23 protein-coding genes are annotated in these 26,543 nt (G+C 58.7%); 8 read left to right on the forward strand and 15 right to left on the reverse strand.

Annotation, left to right across the window (positions count from 1 at the left end; all coding sequences use genetic code 11):
- The first annotated feature begins 23 nt into the window (after positions 1-23).
- Positions 24-344, forward strand: a complete 321-nt coding sequence (locus tag IEU99_RS05830) for a YbjQ family protein (RefSeq protein ID WP_128890343.1) — start codon at positions 24-26, stop codon at positions 342-344.
- Here the strand turns inward: IEU99_RS05830 and IEU99_RS05835 are convergent.
- From IEU99_RS05835 to IEU99_RS05845, 3 genes are all read right to left on the reverse strand, one after another.
- Positions 341-742 (reverse strand): hypothetical protein, encoded by a 402-nt coding sequence (locus IEU99_RS05835; protein WP_128890342.1) that lies wholly within the window; start codon positions 740-742, stop codon positions 341-343. The genes IEU99_RS05830 and IEU99_RS05835 overlap by 4 nt on opposite strands.
- A gap of 133 nt (positions 743-875) precedes the next feature.
- Entirely contained in the window at positions 876-2,657 is a 1,782-nt protein-coding gene (locus IEU99_RS05840) for an acetyl/propionyl/methylcrotonyl-CoA carboxylase subunit alpha (protein WP_128890341.1), read from the reverse strand.
- Positions 2,658-3,029: 372 nt separating this feature from the next.
- The gene (locus IEU99_RS05845; RefSeq protein ID WP_128890340.1) at positions 3,030-3,899 is read right to left on the reverse strand and encodes a sulfurtransferase; all 870 of its coding nucleotides are present in this window, start codon (positions 3,897-3,899) and stop codon (positions 3,030-3,032) included.
- Between the two features lie 543 nt (positions 3,900-4,442).
- Here IEU99_RS05845 and IEU99_RS05850 point away from each other — a divergent pair.
- The 3 genes from IEU99_RS05850 (at position 4,443) to IEU99_RS05860 (ending at position 9,933) form a co-directional block, all read left to right on the forward strand.
- Positions 4,443-5,501 carry a Cj0069 family protein gene (locus IEU99_RS05850; protein ID WP_128890339.1) on the forward strand — a complete coding sequence of 353 codons (1,059 nt, stop codon included), beginning with the start codon at positions 4,443-4,445 and terminating at the stop codon, positions 5,499-5,501.
- A 168-nt stretch (positions 5,502-5,669) separates the two neighbouring features.
- Complete coding sequence (locus IEU99_RS05855) at positions 5,670-7,745, forward strand: acyltransferase family protein (protein ID WP_128890338.1); 2,076 nt, start codon at positions 5,670-5,672, stop codon at positions 7,743-7,745.
- Between the two features lie 121 nt (positions 7,746-7,866).
- Complete coding sequence (locus IEU99_RS05860) at positions 7,867-9,933, forward strand: acyltransferase family protein (RefSeq protein ID WP_128890337.1); 2,067 nt, start codon at positions 7,867-7,869, stop codon at positions 9,931-9,933.
- 67 nt (positions 9,934-10,000) lie between these two features.
- On the opposite strand, the gene IEU99_RS05865 is transcribed toward IEU99_RS05860, so the two are convergent.
- The 9 genes from IEU99_RS05865 to IEU99_RS05905 form a co-directional block, all read right to left on the reverse strand.
- Positions 10,001-10,405, reverse strand: a complete 405-nt coding sequence (locus tag IEU99_RS05865) for a DUF3151 domain-containing protein (protein ID WP_128890336.1) — start codon at positions 10,403-10,405, stop codon at positions 10,001-10,003.
- A 66-nt stretch (positions 10,406-10,471) separates the two neighbouring features.
- Entirely contained in the window at positions 10,472-11,077 is a 606-nt protein-coding gene (locus IEU99_RS05870; RefSeq protein ID WP_128890335.1) for a Maf family protein, read from the reverse strand.
- Positions 11,068-11,973 (reverse strand): ribokinase, encoded by a 906-nt coding sequence (locus IEU99_RS05875; RefSeq protein WP_128890334.1) that lies wholly within the window; start codon positions 11,971-11,973, stop codon positions 11,068-11,070. The genes IEU99_RS05870 and IEU99_RS05875 overlap by 10 nt, the downstream gene beginning before the upstream one ends.
- 155 nt (positions 11,974-12,128) lie before the next feature.
- On the reverse strand, positions 12,129-13,139 hold the full coding sequence (locus IEU99_RS05880) for a LacI family DNA-binding transcriptional regulator (RefSeq protein WP_128890333.1): 1,011 nt from the start codon (positions 13,137-13,139) through the stop codon (positions 12,129-12,131).
- A gap of 185 nt (positions 13,140-13,324) precedes the next feature.
- Complete coding sequence (locus tag IEU99_RS05885; RefSeq protein ID WP_128890332.1) at positions 13,325-13,591, reverse strand: acyl-CoA carboxylase subunit epsilon; 267 nt, start codon at positions 13,589-13,591, stop codon at positions 13,325-13,327.
- Between the two features lie 40 nt (positions 13,592-13,631).
- Entirely contained in the window at positions 13,632-15,260 is a 1,629-nt protein-coding gene (locus IEU99_RS05890; RefSeq protein WP_128890331.1) for an acyl-CoA carboxylase subunit beta, read from the reverse strand.
- A gap of 124 nt (positions 15,261-15,384) precedes the next feature.
- The gene (locus IEU99_RS05895; protein WP_128890330.1) at positions 15,385-15,798 is read right to left on the reverse strand and encodes a DUF2752 domain-containing protein; all 414 of its coding nucleotides are present in this window, start codon (positions 15,796-15,798) and stop codon (positions 15,385-15,387) included.
- Positions 15,791-19,009, reverse strand: coding sequence for a bifunctional lysylphosphatidylglycerol synthetase/lysine--tRNA ligase LysX (gene lysX, locus IEU99_RS05900; RefSeq protein ID WP_164931180.1), 3,219 nt, complete (start codon positions 19,007-19,009; stop codon positions 15,791-15,793). The genes IEU99_RS05895 and lysX overlap by 8 nt, the downstream gene beginning before the upstream one ends.
- A gap of 218 nt (positions 19,010-19,227) precedes the next feature.
- Positions 19,228-20,859 carry an acyl-CoA carboxylase subunit beta gene (locus IEU99_RS05905; RefSeq protein ID WP_128890328.1) on the reverse strand — a complete coding sequence of 544 codons (1,632 nt, stop codon included), beginning with the start codon at positions 20,857-20,859 and terminating at the stop codon, positions 19,228-19,230.
- Between the two features lie 386 nt (positions 20,860-21,245).
- On the opposite strand from IEU99_RS05905, the gene IEU99_RS05910 reads away from it, so the two are divergent.
- The 4 genes from IEU99_RS05910 (at position 21,246) to purE (ending at position 24,455) form a co-directional block, all read left to right on the forward strand.
- Positions 21,246-22,067, forward strand: a complete 822-nt coding sequence (locus tag IEU99_RS05910) for a biotin--[acetyl-CoA-carboxylase] ligase (protein WP_128890327.1) — start codon at positions 21,246-21,248, stop codon at positions 22,065-22,067.
- A complete protein-coding gene (locus tag IEU99_RS05915) occupies positions 22,064-22,531 on the forward strand; it encodes a PH domain-containing protein (protein WP_128890326.1) in 468 nt (155 codons plus the stop codon). Before IEU99_RS05910 ends, IEU99_RS05915 begins: the two co-directional genes overlap by 4 nt.
- 186 nt (positions 22,532-22,717) lie before the next feature.
- The gene (locus IEU99_RS05920) at positions 22,718-23,899 is read left to right on the forward strand and encodes a 5-(carboxyamino)imidazole ribonucleotide synthase (RefSeq protein WP_128890868.1); all 1,182 of its coding nucleotides are present in this window, start codon (positions 22,718-22,720) and stop codon (positions 23,897-23,899) included.
- Positions 23,900-23,954: 55 nt separating this feature from the next.
- On the forward strand, positions 23,955-24,455 hold the full coding sequence (gene purE, locus IEU99_RS05925) for a 5-(carboxyamino)imidazole ribonucleotide mutase (RefSeq protein WP_128890325.1): 501 nt from the start codon (positions 23,955-23,957) through the stop codon (positions 24,453-24,455).
- A gap of 42 nt (positions 24,456-24,497) precedes the next feature.
- Here the strand turns inward: purE and IEU99_RS05930 are convergent, their stop codons facing one another.
- Genes IEU99_RS05930 through IEU99_RS05940 form a run of 3 tightly spaced genes read right to left on the reverse strand, consistent with a single transcriptional unit; the run spans position 24,498 to position 26,520 of the window.
- Complete coding sequence (locus IEU99_RS05930; RefSeq protein ID WP_128890324.1) at positions 24,498-24,707, reverse strand: hypothetical protein; 210 nt, start codon at positions 24,705-24,707, stop codon at positions 24,498-24,500.
- Positions 24,708-24,718: 11 nt separating this feature from the next.
- Positions 24,719-25,546, reverse strand: coding sequence for a carbohydrate ABC transporter permease (locus IEU99_RS05935; protein ID WP_128890323.1), 828 nt, complete (start codon positions 25,544-25,546; stop codon positions 24,719-24,721).
- Positions 25,543-26,520 (reverse strand): carbohydrate ABC transporter permease, encoded by a 978-nt coding sequence (locus tag IEU99_RS05940; protein ID WP_128890322.1) that lies wholly within the window; start codon positions 26,518-26,520, stop codon positions 25,543-25,545. Before IEU99_RS05940 ends, IEU99_RS05935 begins: the two co-directional genes overlap by 4 nt.
- Positions 26,521-26,543 lie beyond the last annotated feature (23 nt).

The following is a 26,543-nucleotide window of genomic DNA, read 5'->3' on the forward strand; positions in this document are numbered from 1 at the left end:
CACAACCGGAGAAAGGATTGTCGATGATCGTCACTACCACCCATAGCGTGGAAGGCCGCGAAATTACCCAATACCTGCGCGTGATTGCAGGTGAGACGGTGGCCGGCATTAATTTGGTGAAAGACTTCACCGCCGGCTTCCGCAATCTTGTAGGCGGGCGCTCCGGCTCCTATGAAAAGGAGTTGATCCAAGCGCGCGAAGGCGCCTTGGCGGAACTGGTCAATCGGGCCAATGAACTCGGCGCCGATGCAGTGGTGGGGGTAGAGCTCGACTATGCCGCGCTCGGGACCCACAACGATATGTTGATGGTGACGGCCACCGGCACGGCGGTGCGTTTGAACTAAAGGTCGAGCTCGATCTGCTCGATGCCAAGGTAACCTTTGGCCCAACGCTCAACGGTGGCCGCGCCTTCTTTGGCGCCATCGGCCACCGTTTTGCGTACCAGTACCGGGTCATTGGGCAGCACACGATCAGGATCGCCTACGCAGTAGGCGGAAATGCTAGCGGGGGACTGCTCAAGATCAAGCACAACCAATGCGACCATATCCACCGAGGTTTGTTCGCAGGCGGCCCAGGTGTAGCGGGAGTCGCGTTCCCAGTCCTCACGAGCCTGGGCGGGGTTCAGGTCTGCGAGATGCTCAGGCAGCGTGGTGGCTGCGAGCGCCGGGCGATCATCAATGCGGTCGTCATCGTGCAGTGGGCGCACATAAAAGCGCCCGCCGTTGATTTCCATTGGCTTCATAGTGCTCAATTCTATGGGGATCCAAGCATCACCCGCATGCGAAATTGAACACTGTTTACTTCTGGCCTGGGAATGACCCACACAAAAAGGAGTGGCCCCGCCGAAGCGGGGCCACTCTTGCGCTTATGAAGGCTTAGGCGTCTTTGATTTCCAGGAGTACTTGACCCTTGGTTACGCCCTCGCCGGAGGCTACGCCCAGGTCGGCGACAACGCCGGACTTGTGAGCCTTCACGGGGTTTTCCATCTTCATGGCTTCGAGCACGACCACGGTGTCGCCCTCGTTGACCTCGGCGCCGTCTTCAACGTTCACCTTGATCACGGTGCCCTGCATCGGGGCGGCTACGGCATCGCCGGAGACAGCGGCCTTGGAACCACCGGAGCGACGCTTCTTGGCCTTCTTCTTGGCGGCACCATTGCCACCACCGAGGGCGAGATCGCCGGGCAGAGCCACCTCGACGCGACGGCCGTCGATTTCCACGACAACCTTCTGCGAAGGTACGGACTCTTCTTCCTCAGCGTCCTCAGCGTCGACATAAGGCTCGATGGGGTTCTCCCACTCTTCCTCAATCCACTTGGTGTAGACGTCGAACTTCTCACCGTCGCCAACGAAGGCGGGGTTTTCAACGATGTGTGCGTGGAAGGGCAAGACGGTGGGCATGCCTTCGACGACGTACTCGCCAAGGGCGCGACGGGAACGCTCAAGGGCTTCTTCGCGGGTCTCGCCGAAGACGATGAGCTTGGCCAGCATGGAGTCGAACTGGCCGCCGATGACGGAGCCTTCAACAATGCCGGAGTCCATGCGCACACCAGGGCCGGCAGGCTCGATGTACTTGGTGATCTTGCCGGGAGCCGGCATGAAGTTGGAGCCGGCATCCTCGCCGTTGATACGGAACTCGAAGGCGTGGCCACGAGGCTTGGGGTCTTCCTTCAGGTGCAGTTCCTTGCCCTCGGCAATACGGAACTGCTCACGCACCAGATCCAGGCCGGTGGTGACTTCGGTAACGGGGTGCTCAACCTGGAGGCGGGTGTTGACCTCGAGGAAGGAGATCAATCCATCGGAGCTGACCAGGTACTCCACGGTGCCGGCACCGTAGTAGCCAGCTTCCTTACAGATGCGCTTAGCGGACTCGTGCAGCTCGTTGCGCTGCTCGTCGCTGAGGAAGGGAGCCGGTGCTTCTTCCACGAGCTTCTGGAAGCGGCGCTGCAGGGAGCAGTCACGGGTACCAGCAACAACGACGTTGCCGTGCATATCGGCAATCACCTGGCACTCCACGTGGCGTGCCTTATCCAGGTAGCGCTCCACGAAGCACTCGCCACGACCGAAGGCGGCCACTGCTTCACGGGTTGCAGACTCATAAAGGTCGGCAACCTCTTCCATCTTGTAGGCCACCTTCATACCGCGGCCACCGCCACCGAAGGCAGCCTTGATGGCAATGGGCAGGCCGTGCTCCTCGGCGAAGGCAACAACCTCATCGGCGTCCTTGACCGGGTCCTTGGTGCCAGGGGCCATGGGAGCCTCGGCGCGCAAAGCGATGGAGCGAGCGGTGACCTTATCGCCTAATTCGCGGATGGACTTCGGCGAGGGGCCAATCCAGATCAGGCCGGCGTCGATGACGGCCTCGGCAAAGTCGCCGTTTTCAGAAAGGAAGCCATAGCCGGGGTGGATAGCGTCAGCGCCGGACTTCTTAGCGGCGTCGAGGATCTTGTCAAAGACGAGGTAAGACTCGGCAGAGGTCTGGCCGCCAAGCGCAAAAGCCTCATCTGCCATTGCAACAAAGGGTGCGTCTGCGTCGGGCTCTGCGTAAACTGCAACGCTCGCAATGCCTGCGTCGCGAGCTGCGCGAATTACGCGAACAGCAATCTCGCCGCGGTTAGCAACGAGGACCTTTGTAATCTTTCGGTTCTCCACAGACACTCAAGCTCTCCTAAGTAAGTTATCTCGCAACGACAATCGCGATGCGTTAGTGGCGGTAGTACGCATACCAGCGTAGCTTGCACGGGTGAAGCTTCGGGCATTTTTCAGCGTTGAAATTTGGTACTTACCGCCATATCGGGGGTATCACTGCATATTCTTCCACGAAGGTGACAAGCGCGGAGTGTCACAGCACTGCTGAGTTTCACCCCACCTATGCCAACCACCAGCGTTGTGCCAGCCCCAAGCCACCTTGAGGCCAGCTTCGAAGAAGAAGCAACAGCCACTATTCTTTTGTGTAGAAAATCATACACGGCATCGCTTCAACGCGTGCGGATATCGCGATACCGAGGCTCGCTGTGGTGAATCGTGCGTTTAGGCCGAAGGCTCAGTGGCAATGGGCATGCGCACCATATTGCCCCACTCCACCCAGCCGCCGTCGTAGTTGCGCACGGTGGGGTAGCCCAGCAGGTACTTCAACACAAACCAGGAATGCGCTGCCCTTTCACCCACCTGGCAATACACCACGATGTCTTCTTCTTTTTGGAAGTCTGCAAAGGTCTGCTGCAGCTCTTCAAAGTCGCGGAACCGCCCATTGGCATGCGTGGAGTGCTCCCAAGAGATATTGCGCGCACCAGGAATATGGCCGTGGCGGCTGACATTGCTCTGGGGATATTCCTTGGTGGTGGTGCCAGCAAATTCCTCTTCGCTGCGCACATCAAGCAAGGTGAGTTCCTCGCGGCGCTGGCGGATCTCGTCGACGAAAATGCGCGAAGGTGCCTCGTTGTGCTCGCTTACCTCATAGTTGCTGGCGGGGTAGTCCGGCACTGCATAGGAGGTATCGCGTTCCTCGGCCATCCACGCATCGCGCCCACCGTCGAGGATGCGCACATCCTTGTGCCCAAAGAGCTCGAAAATCCACAGGGTGAAGGCTGCCCACCAATTCGACTTATCGCCGTAGACCACCACTGTGTCGTCGGGGGCAATGCCCTTTTCGTCCATCAGCTTGGCAAACGCATCGGCGTCGATAAAGTCCCTGATGGTTTTATCGTTGAGGTCTTTTGCCCAGTCGATGCGCACGGCACCGGGGATGTGGCCGATATCGTAGAGCAAGGCGTCTTCATCGGATTCCACTACACGCAACCCTGGCGAGCCGAGTCGGGCAGAAAGCCATGAGGCAGACACCAGGCGCTCGGGATGTGCGTATTGCTCGAATTGGGGGTTGGGGTCGAGTGGAAGCGGCATGGGTGGCCTTTCTGCCGTCGGGAATTGTTCTTCGCGTTGCAAACGCATCAAAGTGAACAGGGATCGAGATATGCGGCTGCACGGAACTTGCTACTACTTGCCAAAGTGTAATGCCTAAGTTCTTCAGTTTCGATGCTTTGGAGCATGTAGATAGGAGATTTCAGGGGTATTTGCGCCCCCATTCCTGGCAGTGCTTATCAAGGCTTCGCAGGCCTAAGCCCACCCGTTTGGGGTGGTGTGCGCACCTTTCTTCGGGCTCGAACTGGGTGTATCGCAGCAGTCAAAACCTTCCCTATGTGTCTTTCCTAACTATTTAGCGTTATGGCCGGGCTTGTCACTTCCGGCTGAAATACCATGAGGGATAGAGGCTGCACCCCGCTGTGAGCTCGGTAATACCGCAGTATGGCGTGGCTACGGCCTTCTGCGTGCGCCCCCAGCGGTGTCACGTGCTCGATCGCAAAAGAATACCTGTGCTCGGCGGATAAACAGCTTCCCCGAGCACCGTGATCAATAACTATGAGCTGTGAAGAAAGGTTCACACGTATGCACAAGAGCATTGTCGTATTTGAGGTCGAAGGCGGCTCCGACAAGTACTTCGACGGTCACCGCAAGGACACCATGCCGATCGTGAATGCGATCAAGGAAAAGGGCTGGCACTCCGAGGTGGTGTACTACCGCCCCGAGTGGTCCGAGGCTCTCTTTGAGTACGTTTCAAAGAACTTCGACGCATACATCTCTCGTGTGAACCCCGGCAATATCCCCGGCGGCGAGAAGGGCTACTTCGAGCTGCTGACCAAGCTTTCCGACGCCGGCCTGGTGGGCATGTCCACTCCGGAAGAGATGATGGCCTATGGCGCCAAGGACGCCCTGGTCAAGCTGAACAAGACCGACCTGGTCCCCGAAGACACCCACGCTTACTACGAGGTAGAAGAGTTCCACAAGACCTTCCCCACCTCCCTGTCATACGGCGAGCGCGTGCTCAAGCAAAACCGTGGCTCCACCGGTTCCGGCATCTGGCGCGTCCAGCTCGAAGATAAAGAACTTGCTGCTTCCGTAGAGCCCGGCACCGCCCTGCCGCTGGACACCAAGCTCAAGTGCACCGAGGCCGTGGACAACCACACCGAGGTACGCGAGCTCGGCGAGTTCATGGACTTCTGCGATCAGTACATCATCGGCGATAACGGCATGCTCGTCGATATGCGCTTCATGCCTCGCATCGTCGAGGGCGAAATCCGCATCCTGCTCGTAGGCCCCCACCCAGTGTTCGTGGTGCACAAGAAGCCTGCCGCCGGTGGCGACAACTTCTCCGCCACCCTGTTCTCCGGCGCGAAGTACACCTACGACAAGCCAGAGGCATGGCAGGAATTGGTGGACATGTTCGCAGATGCTCGCCCCGTGATTGCAGAAAAGCTCGGCGGCGACAACATCCCGTTGATCTGGACCGCAGACTTCATGCTGGCTGATGCCGAAGACGGATCCGACACCTACGTGCTCGGCGAGATCAACTGCTCCTGCGTGGGCTTCACCTCCGAGCTGGACATGGGCATCCAGGAACTGGTGGCTCAAGAGGCCATCGGTCGTGTCGAGGAAAAGCACGCCTAAAGCACTAACGCAAGGCTTGCATGCCCTCCGTGGTTGAGGGCATGGCCCTTCGCTGAGATTTCCTCCCCGGTTGCTGCGGGGAGGAAATTTTCTTTTTTCACCCTCAACAGCCAAAATGATGGGTTGGACAATAGTGCGCATTGATACGTAGCCCAACTTAAGGAACAGATGTCTTCTACCTCCCGTTATCGCTATGACCTGGACGGTCTGCGCGGTATCGCCATCGCCTTCGTGGTGATCTTCCATGTTTTTGTGGGCAAGGTCTCCGGCGGTGTAGACGTCTTCCTGCTCCTTTCCGGCTACTTCTTTCTCGGCTCCCAATTAAGAAACGCCTACCGCAAAGAAGCCTCGCTCAACCCCTGGTGGCCTCTTTGGCGCACGATTCGGCGCCTCTACCCAGCACTCGTGGTGGTGTTGGTCGCAACCTTGGTGCTCATCAGTGCCTTTACCCCGGGCCTGCGCCAAATGACCATTGCCTATCAATTCATCGCCTCGCTGGGCTATTTCCAAAACTGGGAGCTGATCAAACAAGGGCAGGCCTACAACGCAGCCTCAGACGCTGTTAGCCCCCTGCAGCATCTTTGGTCGATGGCGGTACAAGGCCAGTTCTATATCTTCGCCATCCTTTTTGCGTGCCTCGTCGGCTTGATAGTCAGGCGCCGCCGCGCAGACGCCCGCATCGTCGCAGGCCTCCCGCTGCTGGTGGTGACGTCGCTTTCGATGTTCATCGCTTTTACGGCAACTGATTGGCAGCACAACTATTACTCCACCTTCTCGCGCATGTGGGAACTCACCCTCGGCGCAGTGCTGCTGCTTTTCTGCTCCAATTGGCGCATCTCGCCGAAGGTAGGCAAGGCGATGGTTGCCACCGGCCTAATCATGGTGCTTTCCACCGGTTTGCTTTTCGACGGAGCACGCCAATTCCCTGGCCCTGCAGCCTTATACCCCATTGGCGGAGCAGCACTGATCATTATTGGTGGCAACGGCCAGGGTGTGCTCGCCTCTGCGTTCATGCGCTGGCTGGGTCGCATCGCCTACCCGCTGTATCTGTGGCACTGGCCTTTGCTCATCGTGGTGATGAATATCAGCCATGATCCCACACCGCCGCTGTGGATGGGCTTGGCCATCATTGCTGTTTCGGTGCTGCTGGCTCAAGCAACACACCTGTGGATCGAGCAGCCTTTGCGCCAACACGCCGCGCGGCCGAAGCGGGGAGAACTGCGGGTACGCAAGGCTTTGCGCACGCTCAAAACTCCCACCGGTGCGCTGCGCGCCACCGCCATCCCGGTGATGCTGGCAACCTGCATCGCAGCCGCGTTCGTGCCCAAGGCATGGCTTGCAGAGGTGGAAGAGCTCTATACCGTTCGCCTGGATCCGGCTGTGTATCCAGGGGTAGGAGAGCTAGAAGGCAAGGCCGTGCCTGATGCCGAATGGGCACCCGATCCTTATACCCTCACTCGGAGGGTGGGCCCTGCGTGGGCGCACTGGTGTGTGGCCTTGGAAAGCGCCGACCCATCCTATGTTCCCTATGACGAGCGCCCAGAAGACTGCACCTTTGGCGATACACGCTCGAAGGTCACTGCCTATGCCATTGGCGGCTCCCACACCGATCAATGGACGCAGGTGCTTGATGCTTTGGGCAAGGAGCACGGTTTCAAGGTCGTGGCGATCCTTCGCCAGGGCTGCCCGGCCACCTTGGATGAAGAAGGCTTAGTCAATGAAGACTGCGAGCGCTTCAATGAACAGCTCGTCCAACGCCTGGAAGAAGATCAGCCAGACTTCGTCATCACCACCACCACGCGCCCGACGTGGCAACCCGGTGAACCCATGGAGGGTGTGCCCGATGGGTATGTGCGCTTCTGGCGTGAGCTGGATGCCCTGGGCATTCCCATGGTGGGCTTCCGCGATAATCCTTGGCTCCGCGATCCAGATGGCACGCCCCGCATGGGCGCTTTATGCGCGGCAGATACCGGTGATGCCGAAGCATGTGGCACCCCGCGTGCTGATTTCTACCGCGAAGAAGATCCCGCACTCGATGTGCTGGTGAATCCAGAAGAGCAGATCAGCATCGATACCGCCGAGCTGATCTGCGATGAGGAAGTCTGCCCTGCGGTATTGGGCAATATCTACGTCTATCGCGACGATAACCACCTCACCAATGCCATTGCGATGTCGGCAAAACAGCAGGTGTGGGAGCAGATGCGTGATCTGGTGGAATCAATCAAGAACAAGAAGCTGAAATGAGCTATTCGGTAACCGTTTGGAAAAGCACCACTGAATAGGAAATACTGCAATCTGGCAATATCTCGATTGGCTCCCAGATCGAGTACACATCACCAGTGAATTGCAAAGGAACTGCCCCCAGATGTCGGAGAATGTGAAATACCGCTATGACCTCGATGGTCTCCGCGGTATCGCCATCGCCTTCGTGGTGATCTTTCACGTCTTTGTAGGCAAAGTCTCCGGTGGTGTCGACGTTTTCCTTTTGCTCTCGGGCTATTTCTTTTTGGGCTCGCAACTGCGCTATGCCCAAAAACCGAATGCAAAAATGAATCCCTGGTGGCCACTATGGCGAGCAATTCGCCGCCTCGTGCCTTCGCTCGTGGTGGTGCTGCTGAGTACCGCGATTTGTATCTCGCTGCTCACCCCTGAGCTTAAACAGGCGGATATCGGCGCCCAGATGCTCGCCTCCTTGGGCTACTACCAAAACTGGGAATTGATCTGGCAAGGCCAAAGCTACGGTGCTGCTTCGGCCTCGATTAGCCCCCTGCAACACCTGTGGTCCATGTCGGTCCAGGGGCAGTTCTATCTGCTGGCCATCCTCTTTGCCACCCTGCTTACTGCGATCTTTCGCAAGAAGCTTCTTAACCTCAAACTCATTGCGGGCATCCCCTTAATCATCGCCACCGGCGCTTCGATGTTCTATGCCTTTAGCGCCACCGATACCCAGGTGAACTACTACTCAACGTGGTCGCGCATGTGGGAGCTCACCCTTGGAGCGGTGCTATTGGTGTTTTGCTCCAAGCTCTCCATGCCCACCTGGCTTCGCAGGCTGCTCACCTTCATTGGCGTGCTCATGGTGTTGAGCACCGGCTGGATATTCGATGGCGCCACGCAGTTCCCAGGCCCTGCAGCGCTCTACCCGCTCGGCGGTGCCGCGCTGGTGATTATCGCTGGCCGCGGTGGGGGCATTCTCGGCTCAGCGCCGATGCGCTACCTCGGCCGCATCGCGTACCCGCTCTATCTGTGGCACTGGCCGCTGCTGATTGTGATTACCGCGCATATCAATGAGCCCGAGCCGCCGGTGTGGCTGGGCATTGTTGTGGTGCTTGGTTCGCTCCTGCTTGCGCACATCACCCACATCTTTATTGAGCAGCCCTTCATGCAGCATGCGCGGCGCCCGGCCATGGGGGATAAGCGCATGCGTAAAGCCTTCGGCAGCATCTTCAAGCCCCAGGGGCTCTTGCGTGCCCTTGGTGGGTTGGTCATTGTTGGTTTGTGCACCACGGCGGTGATGATTCCCCAGGAGTGGGCAGATGAAGTTGAGGCATTGTCTGACTATCGCCTCGATCCGCGTTTCTATCCCGGTGCCATGGCTTTTGATGGTGCGCGCGTACCGCAGGCAGAGCCGAAGCCCGATCCCTATCTTCTGGCTGAAACCGTAGGCCCTGCCTGGACCAAGGGGTGTATGAGCTGGGCTAATAGCGATCCCACGGTGTTGCCCTATGACAAGAAGCCCGATGATTGCACCTTCGGTGATAAGGACGCCGATACCACCGCCTTCCTCGTCGGTGGTTCCCACGCAGAGCAGTGGATGGCTGCCCTGGATCAATTGGGCAAGGAACACCACTTCAAGGTATTGCCCTTTGTGCGCCAGTCTTGCCCGGCGTTTAAAGAGGAACTCGACGGAGTATTTAGCAGCGGTTGCCAAACCTTCAACTCCGTGGTGATGGATCGCATTGCTGAAGATGAGCCGGACTTTGTCATCTCGAATTCCACCCGGCCGTTGTTGGAGCTCGATCGCTTTATCGACGAAGTGCCGCAGAGCTATCCAACCTTTTGGGAATACCTCGACTCCCTCGGCATCCCCTTTATTGGCTTAAGAGATAATCCCTGGTTCATCCTGCCCGGCGGCAAGGGCAAGAAGGTCTCGCAGTGCTATGAAAAAACGGGCGATCTGATCGAATGCGGCACTGCAGAAGAGAAGTTCTATGCTCCCGAGGATCCCTCCAAGGAATACTTCGACGGAGAAACGCAGATCGGTATTGATACCTCGAAGCTGGTCTGTGATGAAGGCTTCTGCCCGCCGGTGATTGGCAATATCTACGTCTATCGCGACGGCAACCACATCTCCGATGATTTTGCGCGTTCCACCGTGCCGCTGTTGTGGGAACAGATGGGCCCGCTGGTAGAGAAAATCAAAAACGCTTAGTTGCTTTTCTGAGCGGCTGCCCACCCGTGGTTCGTCGACAAGCTAGGGCTTTCAACGCCTCCGTGGGCTATCCCAGGAGGGTTGCTACTGCCTCAGGGTCGGCATCGCTGAGCATCTGCCGGCAACGCTCATATTCGGCCTCATCGCCGATCATGCGAGAAGCCAAGGCCAACGCAGCGATGCTGGCAAGCACCCCACGATTGGGCTCGTGGGCATAGGGCACCGGACCCCAACCCTTCCAACCATTGGCACGCAGGCGATCCAAACTACGGTGATAGCCCGTGCGAGCAAGCGCATAAGCATGGATCTGCTCCTGCTCACTTTGGGCCTGCTCAATCGCTTCAAGGGCAAGGCCAGACCAAAGAGCAGGCGACCAAGGATGCTCTAAGGCGGCACTCCAGCTCGGGGAGTCGGTCACATCCTCAGGCAGGTACACGGGAGGGGGAGCAAGCATATCGTTGAATTCAGTCATGCCAGCCATTGTGGCACGAGCACGCCACCCAAGAAGCTGAACCAGCCTTGAGCTGCGTTGATGTCGCTACTGCCCGGAGTTCGGGTGCCAAAAATCGCTTGCCTGGAACCCCAAGGAATAGAAAGCCTCACGCAATCCCGGCAGTGATAAACCAATCACGCTGGAGGGATCGCCCTCGATGCGATCAATAAACCAGCCGCCGATGGCCTCCAAGGTAAACGCCCCGGCGCATTGCAGTGGCTCGCCGCTGTGGGCATAGGCCTGGATATCCGCATCGCTAGCCTGCGCAAAATACACCTGTGTTTCGCGCACAAAGCTGCGATGTGCATCCGGGGTGATCAGGTGATGGCCGCTGAGCAAGGTGGCCACCTTGCCTCGTTGCTGCCTCCAACGCTTGATGGTGGCTTCTACCGTTTTGGGCTTGCCCTGCAGCTCGCCTTCTAAGAGCAGCATGGAATCGCAGCCAAGGACTACATCGTCGGGAAAATCCGGTGCGATGGCTTCGGCCTTAGCAGTAGCTAGGGCCTGCACAACCTCGGAGGCAGATGCACTGCCGAGGGTGTGCATGATGGCATCTTCATCCACATTGGCAGGTGCAATCACGGGATCGACACCGGCAGACAGCAGGATGGAACGACGCGAAGGAGAAGAGGATGCAAGGACTAAACGCATGCGCCGGGTAGCTCCTGATCCTTGGTGGGATACGAGGTCTGCGCGCCGTGGCCTGTGACCGAGTAAGCAGCCACACGCACCGCGTGCTCGGCCGCCGTGCGCAGGCTTTCGCCCTGCAATAGGGCCGCACAACACGCACCGGCGAAGGCGTCACCGGCACCGGTGGTATCTACCGCGCGCACCTTGGGTGATGCAATGGCGCTGAGCCCTTCTGCATCCGCCACCAAAGCACCTTCAGCGCCCAAGGTCAGCACCACCGAAGCAAAGCCAAGATCTAAAAGCGCCTGCGCCAAGTGCTCAGGCGACCCCTCGGCGGCCACACCGAATTGCTCCAGGATCAACCCGGCCTCATGCTCATTCGCCATGAGGGGATCGGCCTGCAGCAGGGCTTGGGTATCCACCTCAATGACCGGCGCGAGGTTAATCACCACCCGCCGCGCGGCAAGCGAGACTGCCTCGGCGAAGGCCGCTGGCGGGATTTCTCCTTGCAATAAGAGCACATCGGCGTTGCTGATGCGTGCAGCTTGGCTGCGAACATAGGCCGCATCGACCTTGGCATTGGCACCAGGTATCACGATGATGGAGTTTTCCCCATCCTCGGCCACCGTGATCACGGCAAGCCCCGTGGAGCCTTCGAGGCGCTGCACCCCTTCAAGGTTCACCCCTGATCGGGCCAGCAGTTCGAGTGCTGGTTTGGCATAGGCATCATCGCCGACGGCTCCAACAAAGTGCACCTCGGCGCCCTGGAGCGCTGCCGCCACTGCTTGGTTGGCACCTTTACCACCGGGAGAGATGCTGCCGCCACTGCCAAGGAGTGTCTCTCCAGGATGTGGGTGGCGTTGAACATGCACCGCGAGGTCGGCGTTGATAGATCCAACCACAGTCAGGGTGGGCATAGGTGCTCCTTTGGGCGTAAAAAACGTGCCTATATATGGCTGTTACGCTACCGCCTCGACATCACAAGCCCAAGCACTGCCCGGCCAATAGCTTGTCGACGACAACGCTGCTTGAGCTTTCAAAGCTCAAGCAGCGTGTTCAGTGCTCGCGTGTCTTATGCCAAGGTGGTGGATCCGCGATCATGCATGATGGTGGGAAGCACTTTGGAGGCAGGCACATGCTGGCCGCTGAGCATTTCTTCTAGCAGCTCGAATGCCTCTTTGCCCATGAGGGATACCTGCTGGTCAATCGTGCTCAGCGGGGGATTGTGATACAAGAACATGGGTAGCTCATCAAAGCCAACCACTGCGCAGTCGCGGCCAACAGTGATGTTGCGTTCGCACAAGGCCTGAATGGCGCCCATGGTGAGCATGGCATCGCCACCGATGATGGCATTGACCCCGGCCTCGATCATGGCCACGGTGCCGGCATAGCCATCGCGCTGGTTATAGCCACCGTGCTCGATATGAAGCTCCACGCCCCGGTCGTGGGCCAGTTGCTGCATCACCTTAAAGCGTTCAAGCCCGGTGGAGGTATCTTGAGGGCCTGCCAAAAAACCGATGGTGGCATTGGGGTTTTGCAGCAGCGCATCCATGGCTGCAGCAAAGCCGGGCTTTGGATCTGAAACCACCGAGGGCACGGTGGGGATGCTGAGGCGGCGATCCACCGCGACGATGGGGATGCCTTCATCGACGGCATCTTCAAAGATTTCCTGTGCCTCGTCGTGGGGCACCACAATCATTCCGTCGACCCGCTGGTTGGCAAACATCTCAATGCTTTTGGCCAAGAGCTCGGGGTTTTCCTCGGTATTGCCTAAGAGGATGGAAAACCCCTTGGCGCGTGCGCTTTGCTGAATGGCGGAGGCGAGGGTGGCAAAGAAGGGGTTTTCAATGTCCGGGATGGCGACGCCGATGATGTTGGTGCGTTGTTTGCGAAGCGAGGCTGCTTGATTATTGGGGCGGTAGCGCAGGCGTTGTGCAGCTTCACGCACGGTGTCGCGGGTGTCTTGAGAGATCGCGGGGTTATCTGCAAGGGCGCGCGATACCGTACTCACCGACATGCCAATCTCGCTGGCAATGTCTTTCAGCGTGGTGGGGCGACGTCGTTGGATCGGGGTGTGCGTCATGAGGGGGGACCTTTCGTCCTATGGTATTCACAAGCACTGGGTGGCTATAAGTGTATCCCTTCTGTGCTGGTATGGAAGCTTTTTAGGCAGCGAATCTGCTGTAAAGCACAAAAAATCCCGCAGGTGTAGCGGAGCACGTGAGTGCTGCTACGCCCGCGGGAACTTCCCGTTTCCTTACGTGGGTCTTAGTAGAACTGAACGTTGCGGAAGGCGTTGGGGTTAAAGGTGGAGGGGCGAGAAAGCTGCTCGGAGATGTCGCCCCACATATTGCGCTCGCGTTCTTCCTGCTGTGCACCGGCGGCCTGGTCTGCCATCACTGCAAACAGGGTGGTCAGCGTCGCCACCTGAGTGGCATCCGGGTTGCCCTTGATCACTTTCAGGAAAGGACGCGCGGGCTTCTCGGCGTTGTCTGCGGCCTGGTCGTTCTGAGTGGCCTCAGTGTTTTCAGCCATGCGATACCTTCTTTTCGTCTGTTCGCTTGCCGTGGATGGGTTATAGCGGAATATTACCGTGCTTCTTGGCAGGTACGTTGACTACCTTGCGGTCGAGCAGGCGCAGACCCTCGATGATCTGGCCACGGGTTTCGCTCGGCGGGATAACCGCATCGACGAAGCCGCGCTCGGCAGCCATGTAGGGGTTGACGAGGGTTTCCTCGTACTCCTTCTCGTATTCCTTGGCAAGCGCTGCAACGTCCTTGCCCTCTGCCGCAGCAGCCTTGAGCTCCTTGCGGTAGATAAAGCCCACGGCACCGGATGCACCCATCACGGCGATCTGAGCCGTTGGCCATGCCAGCACCAGGTCGGCGCCCATGTCCTTGGACCCCATCACGCAGTAGGCACCACCATAAGACTTGCGGGTAATCACGGTGATCTTGCCAACGGTGGCCTCGGAGTAGGCGTAGAGCAGCTTGGCGCCACGGCGGATGATGCCGTCGTACTCCTCGGAGGTGCCAGGCAGGAAGCCGGGGACGTCCACGAACTCGATAATCGGGATATTGAAGGCGTCACAGGTGCGCACGAAGCGTGCGGCCTTCTCGGAGGCCTTAATGTCCAAGCAGCCTGCGTATTCGGTGGGCTGGTTGGCAACAACACCAACGCTGCGGCCTTCTACGCGGCCAAAGCCGATGAGGATATTGCCGGCGTAGCCCTCTTGGATTTCGAAGAAGTCGCCATCATCAAGCACGCGGGTGATGACGTCTTTCATGTCATAGGGCTGGTTCGGGGAATCCGGAATCAGGGTGTCGAGCTCAAGATCAACATCATTGACGTTGTCCTTGATGGAACCGCTCATGATCTCGGCGGGCTCACGCGGAGCCTCGGCGCGGTTATTGGAAGGCAGGAAGCCAACCAGATCGCGAACCCAATCCAGGGCATCGGCGTCGTCGGATGCGGTGTAGTGGGAGGTACCGGAGGTGGCCATGTGGGTATGCGCACCACCGAGTTCTTCCTGGGTGACCTCTTCGCCGGTGACGGTCTTGATCACGTCGGGGCCGGTAATGAACATCTTGGAGGTCTTGTCCACCATGATGATGAAGTCGGTCAGGGCTGGCGAGTACACGTGGCCACCTGCGCAAGCACCCATGATCAAGGAGATCTGGGGGATCACGCCGGAAGCCAGGGTGTTGCGGTAGAAGATCTGCGAGTACAGACCCAGGGACACCACACCCTCTTGGATGCGGGCGCCTGCGCCTTCGTTAATGCCGATCAGTGGCACACCGGTCTTGATGGCCATGTCCATGATCTTGACGATCTTTTCGCCGTAGACCTCGCCAAGTGCGCCACCGAACACGGCGCCGTCTTGGGAGAATACGCAAACCTTGCGGCCGTCGATGGTGCCGTAGCCAGTAACAACACCGTCGGTGACGGGGCGCTTGGCATCAAGGCCGAAGTTCTTGGAGCGGTGGCGGGCCAGCGCGTCTACCTCAACGAAGGAACCCTCGTCGAGCAAGTACTCGATGCGTTCGCGGGCGGTCTTTTTGCCTGCCTTGTGTACGCGCTCTACTGAGGCCGGGCCCATGGGGGCTTCGGTTTCAGCGATGCGGGCGCGCAGGTCGGCAAGTTTGCCTGCGGTGGTGGTGAGGTCCGGAGCTTGGCCAGAGTCAGTCTTCATAGCGGCGGTCATGCTTTCTAAGTTTAGGGAGCGACCCACGAATTTGTGAACGGTTTAGGAAAATCAACCCGGCTTCACCCAAAGTTCCACACTTTGGGGGTATAGCGTGGGGGTAGCTTTTCGACGTCCCATGCGATCACACCCACAGGATTGTGAAAGGCGGAAACGGCAAGTTTCTTAGTAGAAACCATATCATTGTTGCGCTGAGCACCAGGGTGAGCGCACCTGGCCAACGCTCCCAGCTTGGAATATCGCGCCCGGAGCGTCGAAAAGCCCAAGCAAGAACGCTCCATGCCAAAAATGGAAGAAAGAGCAGCAAAAGCGCATTCATGTGCGCAGCTTGCACCAGGTCACCCTCACTGAGCGCGACCACCATCCTTGAGGCACCACACAGTGGGCAACACACCCCAAATAAAGTTTTGGAGGGGCATACAGGGATGGGGCCACCGGGGGTGGTGGGATCGGCAAGCCTTAACAGCAGCACCGCGGCGCCTGTTGCGCCGGCGATGCCAAGCAAGCGCAGTGCAGGTGTGGTGGAAGCTTTAGGCATTGGGTTTAACCAGCGGGAACGCAATGGTTTGGCGAATATTCTTATCGCAGAGCATCATCACCAAGCGATCAATACCCATGCCCATGCCGCCCGATGGTGGCATGGCGTATTCCAGGGCTTTGAGGAAGTCCTCATCCACCTCCATGGCTTCTGGATCCCCGCCGGCAGCAAGCAAGGACTGCTCCATGAAGCGCTCACGCTGCACCACCGGATCAATCAACTCCGAGTAGGCCGTGGCAACCTCGGCACCGAAGCAGATCAAATCCCACTTTTCTGCCACGCGCGGATCCTTGCGGTGCTGGCGCGTCAGCGGAGATACCTCGGTGGGGAAATCAATATAGAAGGTGGGCTCAATGGCGAATTGCTCGCTTAATTCCTCGTGCAACTCAATCACGAGAGCACCGCGCGACAGCCCGGTGGGATCAATGCCGTGTTGCTCGGCCAAGCGCTGCAGATCCTCGATAGGCGTATCGGGGGTAATGGGTTGCCCACTTGCCTGGGCAATACCCTCGTGCACGCTGAGTACTCGCCAGGGGCGCGACAAATCCACCTCATGTTCCCGGCCATCGGGGCCGGTGCCCTTGATGCGGGTATGCCCATTGGCTGCCATGGCCGCGTTTAACACGATGGTGCGCGTCAATTCCCGCATGGAGTTGTAATCGCCATAGGCCTGATAGGCCTCCAACATGGTGAACTCCGGATTGTGGGTTGCATCGGCACCTTCATTACGGAAGTTCCGGCCAATTTCAAATACACGATCCACGCCGCCCACCATGAGGCGCTTGAGGTACAGCTCGGGAGCGATACGCAAATACAGATCCAGGTTATAGGCGTTGATATGGGTGCGGAATGGACGTGCATTCGCACCACCATGAATGGTCTGCAGCAGCGGAGTTTCAACCTCTAAGAAGCGCTCCGATAATAAGGTATCGCGCACCGCCTGGATAATGGCGCTGCGAGTTCGCAGCATCCTTCGGGCCTCTGGATTGCTAATCAAATCCACATAGCGCTGGCGAACCCGGACTTCCTCATCGGAAGGGGCCGTGCGCGGCACAGGCCGAAGAGCCTTCGACGTCAGGCGAATGCTGCGGGCAATCACGCTGGCGGTGCCATTGCGCGAAGCGCCCATCACGCCTTCGACGCCAATATGATCGCCAATCGCGATCTCGAACTTGAGCTTGCGAAGTTCATCTCTGCCCACCTGCTCGCGCTCAATAAGCACCTGGAATTCGCTATCCCAATCGCGCAGGCGATAAAACTGCACTCCGCCGTGATCGCTTCGGCCAATCACACGGCCAGCCGTAGAGACCGCAGCACCCGGTGCCAACGCCTCCAAGGCGCTCAGACGCTGCTCGCGTTGGAAGTCGGTGGGGTAGGGATCTTCACCCTCGGCCAACAAGGCCTCGCGCCGCTGCATCTTCTGCTTTACCTGCTGCGGATAATGCGGCTCCGGGATCGTTGGCTTCGCGTGGCTTAAAAACTCCACGATCGCCGGGTTAGCTGCCTGGTAGATGGGCTGTTCGCGGGCACCATCATTGGCAAGAGGCACAGAGATTTGGCCTTCGGCAAGGCCAAGGGCAACGGCAATGGCAGCCAGATCGCTTGAATTACGCCAGCACAAATAGCGGGTAAGCCACTGCGGGTCGTACTTCATATTCGAGCGGTACAACTGCTCAATCTGGAACTTGCGCGACATCAAAGCAACAGCGCCGCGGCTGATCTTTTGGGGCAGGGTAGCGCCCACGTCTTCACCGGCGGCAATCGTCTCGCGCAAGAAGGCGAAGTTCAACGAGACTCGCTTGACGCCCAATTCCCGAGCACCCATCAGTAGCGCTGCCACCATGAACTCGGTAACGCCATTGGCAGCATGCTCGAGATCGCGACGCATCACGTCAAGCGATAAGCCCGTGCGGCCCCAGGGCACAAAGGAGAGCAAACCCCTGGTCTGGCCTTCTGCATCCAAGGCCTCGATCATGACGCAATCGCCGTCAAGGGGATCGCCCAGGCGGCCAAGCGCCATGGAGAAACCACGATCGTCGCCGTTTTGGCGCCAACGATCCGCGAAGGCGATCAGCCTGTGCATCTCTTGGCCGCTGATGTCTTTATGGCGGCGGATGCGGACGCTATAGCCCTCGGCGATCAGGCGTTTATAGCTACGGTGGACGTCGACAAGCTTGGGGTTATCGAGGCGGAAACGGTCCACGTCTACCACCGACTCATCACCGAGCGCACGAACCTTCATGCCTGCGCGGGCAAAAGCGGCCGCGCCGTCCCTGGACGTGCCGATAGCTGCAGGGGCCAAACCCTGCTGATCAGCGAATGCCAAGAAGGCCTGGATAGCGGCGTCCCAGTGATCGCGAAGGCCAATGGGGTCGCCGGCAGCAAGGCAAGAATCCATCACATTGCGATACGCCACCGCGGCCTTGGCATCGGGCGAAAAGATCACGCCCTTATCGCGGCGAGTGGCGAAATAGCCCAAGGAATCCGCGTCGTGCTCATCTTGATCCAGGAGCAGCCGGCGCAATTGGAGCTCTTCGTCCAAGCCCTGGAATTGCGTCTTTGCACGAGAAAAGAGCAGGGCCGCGGCGGAAGCGACGAGCGTGAGCAAAGCGCCCAGAGCCAGCACGAACTGCACCTGGGGGATGTAATCATCAGGCGATAAGGTGAGCTGGCGAAGCAGGCGGCTCAACGTTGGTCGCTCGCCTACGAAGAAAAAGCCCACCAGCAACGCCAGCAACGCCGTGATGGCGATACCCACCACCGCGGTGAGCAGGGCGCGACGAAACGCGGCCTCGGAAAGCGGGGCGCTGTAGGTGGAACGTGCCCGCAACAAGACGATGAACAGTGCCAAGAGTATCAGCGCCAGCACCGAGGTCTGGATGATGTCTTCAACACTGAGGTAGATCGTGACCTCTTCATAGGCGAAGGCCACGCTCATCAACAGCAACGCGGCGCCGAGGAGTTCGACAGCAAAGAATGCCGTGGCGAGCCAGAAGCCGAGTCGTTTATGGCGAACCAGCGCGTGGGCGGTGACTACAAGGAAGAGCGCAGAAAGGTAGCTCGACCCCACGATGGGGAAGACGTAGTTGAGCCCCGCGCCGATGAGTTCGGCCCAGTGCAGGTTGCCGAAAAGGCGGATGAACACCACGATGAGTGCGCTAAGAAAAAAGTAGCCCGGCAGAATTCTTTCTGGGCGTTGTGAAAGACGCATGGTTTCCGATCGATTGCTAAACGTTTTAAATAACAATCCTAAACCAAAGCTAAGGGTAGGCAAAAGCTCCTGCACCGCCACTGCGCTGCAGCGATGCATACACAACACCTGCTGCAAAAACCGTGAACACCAAGGCTAGAACGCCTTGGTGTTTCGGGGATTGTGCGCAGAGATAAAGGCGCCGGGCAAGAAGCAGCGGCTATCAAGGTCTAGGTGTTTTAGAGCGGAATATTGCCGTGCTTGCGTGCGGGGCGCTGCACGTGCTTGTTGCGAAGCAGGCGCAAGTTGCGGCTGATTTGGCCGCGGGTTTCGCTGGGTAGAATGACCGCGTCGATCAAACCGCGCTCGGCAGCCAGGTAGGGGTTGAGCATGTGTTCTTCATATTCACGCTCGAAAGCTGCGGAAAGCTCCACAATGTCTTCGCCTTCTTCTGCTGCGCGAAGCAATTCCTTGCGGTATAAAAAGCCCACGGCGCCGGCAGCGCCCATCACGGCGATTTGAGCCGTTGGCCAGGCGAGGTTCACATCGGCACCCAAACCCTTCGAACCCATCACGCAGTAGGCGCCACCATAGGCTTTGCGCATGGTCACGGTAATCTTCGGCACCGTTGCCTCGCCGTAGGCGTAGAGCAGCTTGGCGCCACGACGAAGGATGCCGTCATGTTCTTGGCCGGCGCCGGGGAGGAAGCCTGGGACGTCGACAAGCATGACGATGGGGATATTAAAGGCATCGCAGGTACGCACGAAGCGGGCGGCTTTTTCGGAGGCATCAATATCGAGGCAGCCGGCAAACTGCGTGGGCTGGTTCGCCACAAAACCGATGGACTCGCCCTCGATGCGGCCGAAAGCGGTCACCACATTGTCGGCGCGGCCTTCTTGGATTTCGAGGTAATCGCCATCATCGGTCAGGCAGCTAATTACATCGCGCACGTCATAGGGCACGGTCGGGGAATCGGGAATGATGTGGTCGAGTGCCAGATCATCGGGGTTGAGGTTGGCGTCGATGCTGCCTTTCTCGTGCTCAAAATGTTCCCGCGGGGCGGTGGTGCGGTTATTTGAAGGCAAGAAAGCCACCAGGTCAGAGACGAAATCAAGGGCATCTTCATCGCTGGATGCGGTGTAGTGGGCATTACCAGCCTGCTGGAGGTGAACCCCTGCGCCGCCTAATTCTTCTTGGGTGATCATCTCGCCGGTGACGGTCTTGATCACATCGGGGCCGGTGACAAACATCTTGGAGCTTTCTTCCACCATCACCACAAAGTCGGTCAGTGCAGGCGAATAGGCATTGCCGCCAGCGCAGGCGCCCATAATCACCGAGATCTGCGGCACCACGCCGGAGGCCTTGATGTTTTGGTAGAAGGTCTGGGCGATCAGATCCAGGGACACGGCGCCATCTTGGATGCGGGCACCGGCGCCTTCATATAAGCCGATGAGGGGGCGGCCGGTGGTGATGGCTAACTCCATGATTTTGATCATTTTCTCGCCATAGACCTCACCCAGGGCGCCGCCGAACACGGTGCCGTCTTGGCTGAAGATGCACACCTCTCGGCCGTCGATGGTGCCCCAGCCGGTGACGATGCCGTCGGTGACGGGGCGTTTATGTTCCATGCCGAAGGCGTGGGTGCGGTGGCGTGCAAGTTGGTCAGTTTCGATGAAGGATCCTTCATCGAGGAGATAGTCCAAGCGTTCGCGGGCGGTGAGTCGCTTGGCTTTGCGCACTCGATCCAGTGCGTTCTCACCCATGGGTGCGGCTGCTTCGCGGCGACGTGCTTTGAAGTCTGCGATCTTCCCTGCAGTGGTGGTGAGATCCTTGAGCGCTTCAACATCTACAAAAGGTGAGGAAATAGTCATGTTTTGGAATCATAAGGTGGTTTCTAAAACCAAACAACTAACCACACTGTGATAATTGGCACACCTAGCGCTGAGCAGGTGGTTTCCAGTGCAAAATAATGAAAACTCCAGCAAAAAGCTCCCAATCGCAGCGGATCTGTGCAGTACCTTTGCTGCACGCTGGATGCTGCACGCTGCACGCTGCAGGCTGTGCGCTGTACGCACATCCCTTTCGCGTGGCCTGGGTGAGATCACGCAAAGACTTAGAGCACGCAACAACAAGACGCAGCAAGCAGGGGAGCGGGCTCTTCTTCGCTGCTCTTCTAATTCGGCTGTTCTTGATCGCGCTGTAGTTGTTCGTGCTGTGCCTATTCGCGCTCGTCCTGATCGGGCTAGGATCAGACACCATGCACCCCCAAGATCCACGCACCCCGCTGAATATCACTGCTTTGCGTAACCGCCTGGTGGCCCGCGGACCCCTCGCGCGAATCGAGCATGTAGAAACCACCGGATCAACCAATACCGATTTAGTGGCGATGGCGAAGCAGGGTGCACCGGCGTGGACGGTGCTGTTTGCCGAGCACCAAAGCCAGGGCCGCGGAAGAATGGGCCGTCGCTACGAGTCGCCCTCCGGGGCACAACTCACGCTCTCCCTTCTCCTTCGCCCTCCAGCCAGTTGCGTGCAAAGGCTCGGGCTGATGCCACTTGCTACAGGTTTGGCGCTTGTCGACGCCCTACCGAAGGGCGTTGGTATACAGGTGAAATGGCCAAATGACCTCATCATTGAGCACCGCAAACTCTGCGGCATTCTTGCCGAAGCCGTAAGCCTTGGCCCAGAACCCGCGGTGGTGATTGGCTTGGGGCTCAATACCTCGCTTCGCCGCGATGAATTGCCCGTCCCTCACGCCACCAGCCTGGAGCTCGAAGGCATCGCATATGAGCGAAACGAGCTGGCAGCCCAGGTGATGCTGAGCCTGCATCACCGTTTGAGCCAGTGGGAAGATAACGACCCGGCCCTCATTCAGGATTACCGCGAGGTATGCGCCACCATCGGCACCGACGTTCGGGTGATTCTGCCTGGCGATAAAGAATTGCTCGGCACCGCCATCAACGTCAGCGATGAGGGCTTGTTGCTGGTGCGTGATGATGCAGGCGAGGTCCACGAGCTCAGCGCCGGAGACGTCTTCCACCTGCGCGCCCAGCATGGGGGATACGGGGTGGAGCAATGATCCGTATTGCCCCAGAAGAACAAGTGCGCGCCGATGTCACCGCCTCTTTTGGTGCGCTGCTGTATCCGGTGATGGAGTTAGTGGTCATTACCGGTTTGTGCTGGATGGGCATCGGTTGGATGGATCGAGAACACAATTTCCTCGATCCAGGCCCCATGATGCGCAACGCCTTGGTGGGTCTGTGGTTCGTGCTCGTGCTGTTGAGGTTTGTGCTGCCGGTCATCGGTGCAAGAAGGCGCAGGATTATCGTCACCGATCATCGCATTATCGCTCGCGATGCGGGCTTGAGCTCCCGGGTGGAATCAATTCCTTTATCTACGATTCGCCACGTGCAGCGCCGCCGCAAAGACATCACCTTATCGGTCGCAGGACTCGACCACTTGGTGCTTTTAGAGTCGGTACCCAAAGCCAAGACGGTGGCTGCCAGTATTGAAGCCGGCATGGTCCAGCCTGCCATCTGGTAGCCACGGGCAGGTGCGCACCCCAAAAGCGCCCAGCATGTGACGCTTCAAGCACATCCGATTGCCCATGCGGGGGTAACGGCGCATGCTGGCGATCATGCCTGCCCGCGTATAGTCAGCTTGGTGAATGAGGCGCAACAGAGCAATTCAGAAGCAAAGCAAGCAAGTCACCCAGCGCACGCCCCCGGTATGCCAATTGTGGCGGTAATCGGCGATGGGCAATTAGCACGCATGATGCAAACCGCTGCCATCGAATTAGGCCAATCGCTGCGGCTGCTCGCCAGCAGCAAAGACGCCAGCGCAGCACAAGTGTGCTCCGATGTGTTGCTCGGAGACTACACCAACCTAGAGCATGTGCGACTCGCCGCCTTAGGCGCAGACGCGGTGACCTTCGACCATGAGCATGTGCCCAATGAGCACCTCGACGCTCTCATTGCCGAGGGCATTAATGTGCAGCCGCGCCCCGAGGCGCTGATCTTTGCCCAAGACAAGCTTGAGATGCGCAAGAAACTGCAATCCCTCGGTGCCCCAGTGCCACCATTTGCGCGCATCGACTCGCTCGAAGACGCACAAGCGTTTTGGGATCAGGTCCACGGCGAAGTGTGCCTCAAGGCTCGCCGCGGTGGCTACGACGGCCACGGCGTGTGGTTCCCGGACACGCAAGAAGAACTCAGCACGCTGGTCCAAGAACTGCTCGAAGCGGGCACCCCGCTGATGGCAGAGGAAAAAGTAGCGCTTCGCGGCGAGCTTTCTGCCATGGTGGCGCGCACCCCCAGCGGCGTTACCCAAGCATGGCCGGTGGTGGAATCCGTGCAGCGCGATGGCGTGTGCGCTGAGGCGGTGGCTCCCGCGCCAGCGTTGCCGGTTGCCTTGCGCCAACAGGCAGAAGAGCTCAGCGTAAGCCTTGCCAATGGCCTGGGTGTTACCGGTGTGTTGGCCGTGGAACTCTTCTTATGCCAGGGAGCACAAGGGGCGTTGGAGCTCAGCGTGAATGAGCTGGCAATGCGCCCGCATAACACCGGGCACTGGACCCAAGATGGCTGCTGCACCAGCCAATTTGAGCAGCACCTTCGCGCGGTGCTCGACTTACCTTTGGGCGATACCCACACCACCGCCGAGTACACGGTGATGGCCAATGTGCTGGGCGCACCCGAAGACCCAGTTATGCCCATGCAGCAGAGGGTGATTGAGGTGATGCGCCGCTACCCAAAGGCGAAGATCCACCTCTATGGCAAAGAACACCGCCCGGGCCGCAAGATCGGCCACGTGAATTATTGCGGTGAAGACCTTGCACACACCCGAGCCGCCGCGAATGCCGCCGCCTATTTCTTAGTGCATGCCACCTGGCCTGATCACACGAGCGAACACTGAGCAGCGAACACTGACTAGCGAACACCGACCAGTGAACACCGAGGAGAGTAAGAAGATGCAACCGCTTGTTGGACTCATCATGGGATCCGATTCTGATTGGCCCACCGTAGAACCCGCCGCAGAGGTGCTAGCGGAATTTGGAGTGCCCTTCGAAGTAGGAGTGGTTTCTGCCCACCGCACCCCCGAGAAGATGCTCAACTACGCACAGCAGGCTCACCAGCGAGGCTTAAAGGCAATTATCGCCTGCGCCGGAGGCGCCGCACACCTGCCAGGCATGGTGGCTGCCGCAACTCCACTGCCAGTGATCGGTATTCCCCGTGCCCTTGAGCAGCTCGACGGCATGGACTCCCTGCTGTCTATCGTGCAGATGCCAGCGGGTGTGCCGGTGGCAACGGTATCGATCGGCGGGGCTCAAAACGCAGGCCTGTTGGCGGTGCGGATCCTTGGTGCCGGTGATGAGCGACTCACCCAGCGCATGGCTGAGTATCAAGAGCAACTGCGTGAGAAGGTCGAAGCCAAAGACGAGGCTCTACGCCGCAAACTCATGGGCGAGTAAATAACGCCTCACGTAGGTTTTGTGCGATGGCACCGCTGCTGATTATTCGGGGCGGTGCCATCGTCGTCTGATGCGCCAAAGCGTTACCGTGGCGATCACCAGCACTAACGCCAGCAGCGCGGGCCAGATCCTTGGTTCCGGCTGGAAGAGGTTGAGCACTGCCTGGATAAAGGCCAGGAAGGCGAAAAATCCCACGAAGCCGAAGATGGCGTCAAAGACGAGTGACTTTCGCTCGCTGTTGGGAGTGCTCATGGGCGAAAATTCTACGCCTTTACGCCACCTGCGGTGAGTCCGGAGACGATCCTGCGCTGGAATACCAACACCATGATGATCAGCGGCACCGTCACAAGCGCACCGGCGGCCATGATGGCGGCGTAGGGGAATTCGAATGCGCTCGGCCCGGAAAAGCGGGCGATGGCCACTGTTACCGGTTCGGTGGCGTTGGTGGAAAGCTGCTTGGCCAGCATAAATTCATTCCAGGTGGCGATGAAGGCCAGGATTGCGGTGGTAAATAATGCCGGTGCCGCTAGGGGTAAAAGGATCAGGCGGAATGCCTGCGCGCGTGTGGCACCGTCGACGCGGGCGGCTTCTTCTAATTCCCAGGGCAGTTGGTGGAAAAAGCTCACCAGCGTGTAGATCGTCAGTGGCAGTGCGAAAGAGATATTCGGGATGATCAGCGCCCGGTAGGTGCCGATCCAGCCGAGGTTGCCAAAGAGTTGGAACAGCGGAGTGACCAGCGCGATACCGGGGAACATTGAGGCCGCCAGGATGATGCCGGTGACCAGACCTTTGCCACGGAAATCCAAACGCGCCAGGGCGTAGGCAGTAAAAACGCCGATGAGTACTGCCAGCGCAGTGGTACACAGGCTGATCAGCAATGAGTTGCCAATGGCGTGGAGGAAGTCGTTGCCTTTATCGGTGGCGAGGGCATCGCGGAAGTTATCCAAGGTCAGATGCGTCGGCCACGGGGTGGTGTCGAAGGTGTAGGTGGAATCGCGAAGCGCGGTAATCACCATCCAATAAAAAGGCGCCAGCCCCCAAAACAGGATCAGCACCACACCAAGGTAGTTGCCAATTAGGGATTTCTTCATCGTGCGAGCTCCTTGGCTTGTTCCTTTGCTTGTCGACGTTGCTCGCGCGACCCAGAAATATCTGCACCTAAGAAGCGGATCATGATAAAGGCCACGGCGAAGATCAGCAGGAAGATCAGCGTGGAAAGTGCCGACGCGGAATTAAAGTGCCCCTGGCGCATGTCTTCCACCACGAGCTGCGAGATTGTGGCGGCCGGGGAGTTTGAAGAAGGCGAAATCATAATCACCGGGAGGTCGTACATGCGCAGCGCATCGAGGGTTCTAAACAGCACCGCCACCATCAATGCCGGGCGCACCAGCGGCAAGGTGATGTGGATGAATTGCTGCCAGGTGCTGGCACCATCGACCCTGGCTGCTTCGTAGACGTCTTTGGGAATCATCTGCAGGCCGGCCAAGATCAGCAAGGCCATAAAGGGCGTAGTTTTCCACACATCGGCGATGATCACCGCCGAGCGCGCAGCCCAGGGGTCGGTGGTCCATTGGATGGGCTCGTGAAGCAGCGAGTTGATAATTCCGCGCTCGGCAAAGATGAACTGCCATAGCTTGGCCGTCACCGCTGTTGGGATAGCCCAGGGGATCAGTACCGCTGCGCGCACCAGGCCGCGTCCACGGAATTCCCTGTTCATAATCAGCGCCATGCCCATGCCAAGGATGATTTCTAGGCTCACGGTGACCACCGTGAAAAAGACGGTGTTGCCCATCGCTGGCCAAAAATCGGTGGCGATCACTCCATCGGGGCAGGTGCTCGCGCCCGTAGCGCTGGTGCAGCGCTGCATGAGCCAGTACTGATAATGCTCCAGCCCAGCGAAGCCGCCGTCGCTAAACAGCCCTGTTGCAGGGTCAATGCCTTTATCGCCCTGGAAGGAGAGGTAGATTGCTCGCACAATTGGGTAGCCAATTACTACCGCGAGCACGGCAAGGGCGGGCGCGATGAGCCAAAAGGCGGTGGTGCGTTGCCGTGAGGGTGAGGCCATGGGCGAATCCTAGAAAACGAAAA

Origin of the sequence: Corynebacterium pelargi, from assembly GCF_014635485.1 — a bacterium.
In the GTDB taxonomy this organism is placed as follows: Bacteria; Actinomycetota; Actinomycetes; order Mycobacteriales; family Mycobacteriaceae; genus Corynebacterium; species Corynebacterium pelargi.